The sequence below is a fragment of the Streptomyces sp. NPDC107581 genome (assembly GCF_055657175.1).
In genome coordinates this window covers 1-5,807 of record NZ_JBVKBH010000051.1, presented here as the reverse complement: position 1 = coordinate 5,807, position 5,807 = coordinate 1, and the positions used below count along the sequence as shown (strand labels likewise).

The window sequence follows — 5,807 nt, the reverse complement described above, 5'->3', positions numbered from 1 at the left end:
GACACGACCGGCGACCAGCGGCGCGCACCCCGCACCCCGCAGGAAGAGATCCTCGCCACCCTCTTCGCCGACGTCCTGAACATCCCCGGCCTCGGCATCGACGACAGCTTCTTCGACCTCGGCGGCGACAGCATCATGTCGATCCAGCTGGTCGGCCGGGCCCGTAAGGCCGGACTCATGCTGTCCGCACGCGACGTCTTCGAGCACAAGACGGTCGAGGCGCTCACCGCGGCGCTCGCGGCGGCCGAGGGCACGCCCGGTTCACTCGGTGCACTCGGCGCGCCCGGTACGGACGGCGCGGCGGCCTCGGTCGAGGTCGAGGGTGCCGGGGTCGGACCGGTTCCGCTCACGCCCGTCATGCACTGGCTGGCCGAACGCGGGGGGCCGGTGGGCGAGTTCAACCAGTCCGTCGTCCTGCGCGTACCCGCGGCCTTGGACCACGAGCGGCTGATCAGTGCCGTACAGGCCGTTCTCGACCACCATGAAGCGCTGCGGCTGCGGCTGCGGACCGGTGAGAAGTGGACCGCGGAGGTCATGGAGCGGGGAGCTGTGCCCCCGGCCGCGTCCGTGGTGCGGCGGGTCGCGGCCGCGGACGTGGCCGATGACGGGCTCGACGCGCTGATGAGCCTGGAGCAGGAGCGGTCCCGGCAGGACCTGGATCCGGAATCGGGCGCTCTCGTCCGGGCGGTGTGGTTCGACCGCGGGCCGGCGCGGCAGGGACGGTTGCTGCTGGTCGTGCACCACATCGCCGTGGACGGTGTGTCCTGGCGCATCCTCACGGAGGATCTGCGCGAGGCGTGGCAGGCGCTCGGCGAGGGCCGGGTACCGCAGCTGGAACCGGTGGGCACCTCGTTCCGCGGCTGGGCTCACGGGCTGTCAGCGGCTGCCCGTCTGCCCGAGCGGGCGGAAGAGCGGGAGCTGTGGCAGCGGATCACCGAGGAGCCCGATCCGCTCATCGGCGGCCGTGTCCTCGACCCGCGGCGGGACACCTTCGCCACCGCCGGTACGCACACGGTGCGGCTGTCCGCCGAAACCACCGAAACGCTGCTGGCGACCACGCCCGGGCTGTTCCGGGCAGGGGTCGAGGAGGTGCTGCTGGCCGCTTTCGCGTCGGCTGCCACCCGCTGGCGGCGCAGGCACGGTGTGCCCGGAGCCACGGGCGTACTGGTGGATCTGGAGGGACACGGCCGGGCCGAGCACCTGGTACCCGGTGCCGATCTGTCCCGTACTGTCGGCTGGTTCACGAGCATTCACCCGGTGCGGCTGTCGCCCGGGTCCGACACGAGTGGCGGGGGAGCCGGGGCGGCGGTCGCGGGCGCGCTGAAGCGGGTCAAGGAGCAGGTGCGAGCCGTGCCCGACAAGGGCATCGGGCACGGGCTGCTGCGGTACCTCGCCCCCGCGGAAGGTTCCGCCTCCTGGCCGGATCCGCACATCGACGGCAGCGGTCCGGGCGACCGCCCGCAGATCGGCTTCAACTACCTCGGCCGCTTCCAAGCTCCCGGCCCGGACGACGAAGCCGCGGACTGGACCGCCGTTCCGCTGGCCGGCGCCGGGGAGGACCCCGAACTCGCGCTGGCCCACGCCCTGGAGGTCAACGCGGCCACCCACGACGGGCCGCACGGCCCCGAGCTGGTCGCCACCTGGACCTGGGCCGGTGAACTGCTCGACGAGGCGAGCGTACGGGAGCTGGCCGAGGACTGGTTCGGCACGCTGCACGCCCTGGCCGAGCACAGCCGCACTCCCGGCGCGGGCGGTCTCACCCCGTCCGACGTGCCGCTGGCCGAGGTGTCCCTGGCGGACATCGAGGCACTGGAGGCGGAGGTGGCAGAGGTGGCCGCCGCGACCCGGGCGGCGGAGCCCTCGGCAGGCCCCGCCGGCGCCCTGGTCGACGTACTGCCTCTGTCCCCGCTCCAGGAGGGCCTTTTCTTCCACAGCCTGTACGACGATGCCGCTTCCGATGTCTACCTGGCACAACTGGCCGTGGACATCGAGGGAGCGGTCGACACCGGGGCGCTGCGGGCCGCGGCACAGGACGTGCTGGGCCGGCACAGCGCGCTGCGCTCGGCCTTCCACCGGACCGCCTCGGGCCGCGCCGTACAGGTGGTGCTCGACGCGTCGCCGCTGCCGTGGCGCGAGGTCGATCTGCGCGGCACGGCCGAGCCCGAGGCCGAAGCCGCACGAGTGCAGGCGGAGGAGTACGGCACGCCGTTCCGCCTCGACCGTGCCCCGCTGATCCGGTACCTGCTGCTCAGGCTCACGGACGAGAACTGGCGTCTCGTCCTGACCAACCACCACATCGTGCTGGACGGCTGGTCGTCACCGGTGATCGTCCGGGAACTGCTCGCCCGCTACGCGGCACACACCGGCCGCACCGCCGACGCACTGCCCTCCGTCCGCCCCTACCGTGACTACCTCGGTCATCTCGCCACGCGGGACCGGCAGGCGGCCGAGACCGCCTGGGGCGAGGCCCTCGCCGGCCTCGACGGGCCCACCCTGGTCGCCCCGGCCCGGCACGGACACACCCCGCTCGCGCCGCAGCGCGTCGAGTTCGACCTCGGCGAGGAGGACACCGAGGCCCTGGGCGTCCGCGCCCGGCAGACCGGTGTCACCCTGAACACCCTCGTCGAAGCCGCGTGGAGCATCGTCGTGGGCCGGCTCACCGGACGCGACGACGTCGTCTTCGGCATCACCGTCTCCGGCCGACCCGCGGACCTGGAAGGCGCCGAGGACATGGCCGGCCTGTTCATCAACACGCTGCCGCTGCGCGCCCGGATCCGGCCGTGGGAGAGCGCTGCCGCGTTCGCCGTCCGGCTCCAGGCCGAGCAGACCCGGCTCCTCGACCACCAGCACGTGGGTCTCACCGAACTCCAGCGACTCGCCGGCGTGGGCGACCTGTTCGACACCTCCATGGTCTTCGAGAGCTATCCGCTCGACGCGGCCGCGCTCGGTGAGCTGGCCGGCCACTCCGGTCTGACACTGACCGGAGCCGCCAGCCGGGACGCCACGCACTACGCCCTGGCCCTGGTCGCCGTACCCGGAACCCGGCTGTCGTTCCGCCTGGACCACCGGCCCGACGCGTTCGACGCCGAGCACGCCCGCTCCGTGGCCGAACGCTTCCGCCGGGTGCTGTCCGAGCTCGCCCACCACCCGGACCGCCCCGTCGGCCGGGTCGACGCCCCCCGGGCCGAGGAGCTCGAACGGCTCGCCGCCACCTGGAGCGGAGCCGACAGCCGAGCCGCCGGCCGAGCTGACCACGGAGCCGATTACGGAATCGACAACGGAACAGGCTGTGGAACCGCGCCCCAGCTCCCCCGGCACACCCTGCCGGAGCTGTTCCGCGCCCAGGTCCTGCGCACCCCGGACGCCGACGCGGTCGCCTTCGAGGGGACCGCTCTGACCTACGCACAGCTCGACGAGCGCAGCGACCGGCTGGCCGCCGCACTCGTCGCGGCCGGACTCGGTCCGGAGCGGGTCGCCGCCGTCGCGCTCGCCCGCTCCACCGAGCTGGTCGTGGCGATGCTCGCCGTCATGAAGGCAGGCGGGATCTATCTGCCGGTCGACCCCGACTACCCGGCGGACCGCGTCGCCTATCTGCTCGACGACTCCTCACCCCACCTGCTGATCACCAGCCGCGCCGCCGCCGAACGCCCGGGCCTGCTCGCCATGGACACAGACGTCCCGGCCACCGGGCCGGTGCGCCTGCTGATCGACTCCGACGCCCTCGCCGCACACGACGGGAAGCCCCCTGTCGCCGGCCCGCTGCTCCAGCACCCGGCCTACCTCATCTACACCTCCGGCTCGACCGGCCGGCCCAAGGGGGTCGTCGTCACGCACGCCGGGCTGCCCGGGCTGGCGAGCGCACAGATCGACGCGTTCGCCGTGGGCCCCGACAGCAGGGTGCTCCAGTTCGCCTCGCCCAGCTTCGACGCCGCGGTGTCGGAGGTGTGCATGGCCCTCCTCGCCGGCGCCTGCCTCGTGCTGTCACCGCAGGAACGGCTGCTGCCGGGCGCCCCGCTGACCGAACTGCTCGCCGAACAGCGCATCACCCACGTCACACTGCCCCCGTCCGCGTTGCCCCTGCTCCCCGACGACGCGATGGACCCGGTGCGCACGCTGGTCGTCGCCGGCGAGAGCTGCCCGCCCGAGTCGGTGGCCCGCTGGTCGGCGGGCCGGCGCATGCTGAACGCGTACGGCCCCACCGAGAGCACGGTGTGCGCCACGATCAGCGCTCCGCTGGCCGGGCGGGTCGCCCCGCCCATCGGCCGGCCGATCCCGCACACCCGCACCTACGTCCTGGACGCCGCCCTCCGCCCTGTCCCCGCCGGCGTCACCGGCGAGCTGTACCTGGCGGGCGACGGACTCGCCCGCGGCTACCTCGGACGCCCCGACCTCAGCGCGGAACGCTTCGTCGCCGACCCGTACGGCGCCCCCGGCACCCGCATGTACCGCACCGGAGACCTCGCCCGGTGGACCGGCGAGGGCGGCGACCTCGAGTACCGGGGCCGCGTCGACGACCAGGTCAAGATCCGTGGCTTCCGTATCGAACTCGGCGAGGTCCAGGCCGTGCTGGCCGCCCTGCCGGCCGTGGCGCAGGCCCATGTGGTGGTCCGTGAGGACCGGCCGGGCGACCGGCGTCTGGTCGCCTACGTCGTACCTGCCGGTCACGCGGCGGACACCGGCGCCAAGTCGCTGCGCACCCGGCTGGCGACCGTGCTGCCCGCACACATGGTCCCGTCGGCCTTCGTCACCCTCGCCGTACTGCCGCTCACCCCGAACGGCAAGGTGAACCGCGCCGCCCTGCCCGCCCCCGACGCGGTCGGCGCTCCCGCCGGACGCAGGCCGCGCTCCCCGCAGGAGGACATCCTGTGCGCCCTGTTCGCCGAGGTGCTCGGTGTCACCGAACCCGGCATCGACGACAGCTTCTTCGACCTGGGCGGGCACTCGCTGCTCGCCACCCGTCTCGTCAACCGGATCCGCGCGACCCTCGGCATCGACCTTCCGGTCCGCCGGCTCTTCGAGACACCGACCGTGGCGGGCCTCGCCGGTTCGCTCACCACCGGCGCGGGCGGCCGGACGGCGCTTGAGCCCCGGCCCCGCCCGGAACGCATCCCGCTGTCGTTCGCCCAGCAGCGCCTGTGGTTCATCAACCGCTTCGAGGGTCCCAGCCCCACCTACAACCTGCCCACCGCGCTGCGCCTGACCGGCAACCTCGACCACGAGGCCCTGCGGGCCGCACTGGCCGACGTGGTGACCCGGCACGAGAGTCTGCGCACCGTGTTCGCGGAGGACGCGGGCGAGGTCCACCAGGTGATCCTCGACCCGGACCGGGCACGCCCCGCACTCACGGCGGAGCACGTGGGCGAGGACGACCTGGCCGACCGGATCGCCGAGGCGGCCCGCCACGGCTTCGACCTCGCCACGGAACTCCCGCTGAAGACATGGCTGTTCCGGATCGCCGACGACGAGCACGTACTCCTCGTCCTGATCCACCACATCGCCGGCGACGGCTGGTCGATGGGCCCCCTGGCCCGTGATCTGACGACGGCGTATGCGGCGCGGCGGACGCTGGGGGAGGCTCCGGCGTGGGAGCCGCTGCCGGTGCAGTACGCCGACTTCACGCTCTGGCAGCGTGAGGAGCTGGGCGCCGAGGACGACGCGCAGTCGGTGGCGGGTCGCCAACTCGCCCACTGGAAGGAGGTATTGGACGGCCTGCCGCTGGAGCTGGAGCTGCCCACCGACCGGCCTCGGCCGGCGGCTCCGTCGCATCGTGGTGATTCAGTTCCGTTCGGTCTGCCTGCGGGTCTGCG

The 5,807-nt window shown here is 73.6% G+C and carries 1 protein-coding gene; it reads left to right on the top strand.

Translation table 11 applies throughout. From position 1 onward, the window contains the following. A partial coding sequence (locus tag ACZ7P3_RS42445) for an amino acid adenylation domain-containing protein (RefSeq protein ID WP_472090037.1) occupies positions 1 to 5,807 on the top strand: 5,807 nt, incomplete at both ends.